Origin of the sequence: Liquorilactobacillus ghanensis DSM 18630, assembly GCF_001435235.1 — a bacterium.
Classification (GTDB): domain Bacteria; phylum Bacillota; class Bacilli; order Lactobacillales; family Lactobacillaceae; genus Liquorilactobacillus; species Liquorilactobacillus ghanensis.
On record NZ_AZGB01000026.1, the window covers coordinates 29,307 to 30,885 of the forward strand.

A 1,579-nucleotide genomic window follows, 5' to 3' on the forward strand; every position below is an offset into this window, starting at 1 on the left:
CGGAGAAGGAGGGATTTGAACCCTCGCGCCGCTTTCGCGACCTACACCCTTAGCAGGGGCGCCTCTTCAGCCACTTGAGTACTTCTCCAAATATAAGCGGGTGACGAGAATCGAACTCGCGACAACAGCTTGGAAGGCTGTGGTTTTACCACTAAACTACACCCGCATAAAACAATGTATGGCGCGGGACAGAATCGAACTGCCGACACATGGAGCTTCAATCCATTGCTCTACCGACTGAGCTACCGAGCCATCATTAAAAATAACGGTCCTAGCCGGATTTGAACCGGCGATCTCCTGCGTGACAGGCAGGCGTGATAGACCCCTACACCATAGGACCAAGATTGCGGGAGAAGGATTTGAACCTACGACCTTCGGGTTATGAGCCCGACGAGCTACCAGACTGCTCCATCCCGCGATAATAATAAGGAGGATGAGAGATTCGAACTCTCGCGTGGGGTTAACCACCTGACGGTTTTCAAGACCGTTCCCTTCAGCCAGACTTGGGTAATCCTCCATAACAATTTAAACCATAAGGTCCATCAGAACCTAAATGGACCTTGTAGGACTCGAACCTACGACCGGACGGTTATGAGCCGTCTGCTCTAACCAACTGAGCTAAAGGTCCAAGCTCCATAACGGTATCGCGGTGAAGGGGATCGAACCCCTGACCTCCCGGGTATGAACCGGACGCTCTAGCCAGCTGAGCTACGCCGCGATCTGACTTTAAAAAGCCAATAAGTGAATAGTTCTCACTAATCGGGAAGACAGGATTCGAACCTGCGACCCCCTGGTCCCAAACCAGGTGCTCTACCAAGCTGAGCTACTTCCCGATATGCACCCAGTAGGAGTCGAACCTACAACCTTCTGATTCGTAGTCAGACACTCTATCCAATTGCGCTATGGGTGCAAATACAATTATTATTAAATCAAAGTTTATAACTCTGATTTAAGTCAAGCGGAAGACGGGATTCGAACCCGCGACCCCCACCATGGCAAGGTGATGTTCTACCACTGAACTACTTCCGCGTTATTATAATGCCGACTAGACGATTCGAACGCCCGACCCTCTGATTACAAATCAGATGCTCTACCAACTGAGCTAAGTCGGCAGAAGATAATCAACACAACGACTTAATTATAATAACAAAACATTAGCTAAATGTCAATAGCCATAATTGAAACAATTGCTTGACATTAATGAGTCGTGACAGGCTCGAACTGTCGACCCTCTGATTAAAAGTCAGATGCTCTACCAACTGAGCTAACGACTCAATGGAGGATACAGGGCTCGAACCTGTGACCCTCTGCTTGTAAGGCAGACGCTCTCCCAGCTGAGCTAATCCTCCAGAGCACGGCAGCTTCCTACCCTCACAGGGGGCGATCCCCCAACTACTATCGGCGTTAAGAAGCTTAACTTCTGTGTTCGGCATGGGAACAGGTGTATCCTTCTTGCTATCGCCACCGCACTCTTTTTTGAGAAAATTTCCTTGTTCTCTCAAAACCAGCTAATATCTTTCTTCTCTACCTTGAACTCCGTTCTTACTCTACTTCTTTGGTTAAGTCTTCGGTTTATTAG

The 1,579-nt window shown here is 48.6% G+C and carries 14 tRNA genes and 1 rRNA gene; all 15 read right to left on the reverse strand.

What is annotated here, in order from left to right:
• Positions 1-88 (reverse strand) — tRNA-Ser (locus FC89_RS10430).
• A gap of 7 nt (positions 89-95) precedes the next feature.
• Positions 96-166, reverse strand: a tRNA-Gly gene (locus FC89_RS10435).
• Positions 167-179: 13 nt separating this feature from the next.
• Positions 180-252 (reverse strand) — tRNA-Phe (locus FC89_RS10440).
• A gap of 14 nt (positions 253-266) precedes the next feature.
• A tRNA-Asp gene (locus FC89_RS10445) sits at positions 267-340 on the reverse strand.
• Between the two features lie 4 nt (positions 341-344).
• Positions 345-418 (reverse strand) — tRNA-Met (locus tag FC89_RS10450).
• Positions 419-427: 9 nt separating this feature from the next.
• A tRNA-Ser gene (locus FC89_RS10455) sits at positions 428-517 on the reverse strand.
• 37 nt (positions 518-554) lie between these two features.
• A tRNA-Ile gene (locus FC89_RS10460) sits at positions 555-628 on the reverse strand.
• Between the two features lie 16 nt (positions 629-644).
• Positions 645-718 (reverse strand) — tRNA-Met (locus FC89_RS10465).
• Between the two features lie 41 nt (positions 719-759).
• Positions 760-833: transfer RNA gene (locus FC89_RS10470), tRNA-Pro, on the reverse strand.
• A gap of 3 nt (positions 834-836) precedes the next feature.
• Positions 837-910, reverse strand: a tRNA-Arg gene (locus tag FC89_RS10475).
• A gap of 47 nt (positions 911-957) precedes the next feature.
• Positions 958-1,029 (reverse strand) — tRNA-Gly (locus tag FC89_RS10480).
• Between the two features lie 10 nt (positions 1,030-1,039).
• Positions 1,040-1,112, reverse strand: a tRNA-Thr gene (locus tag FC89_RS10485).
• Between the two features lie 89 nt (positions 1,113-1,201).
• Positions 1,202-1,274: transfer RNA gene (locus FC89_RS10490), tRNA-Lys, on the reverse strand.
• Positions 1,275-1,276: 2 nt separating this feature from the next.
• A tRNA-Val gene (locus FC89_RS10495) sits at positions 1,277-1,349 on the reverse strand.
• A 3-nt stretch (positions 1,350-1,352) separates the two neighbouring features.
• A 5S ribosomal RNA gene (rrf, locus tag FC89_RS10500) occupies positions 1,353-1,469 on the reverse strand.
• Between the last annotated feature and the right edge of the window lie 110 nt (positions 1,470-1,579).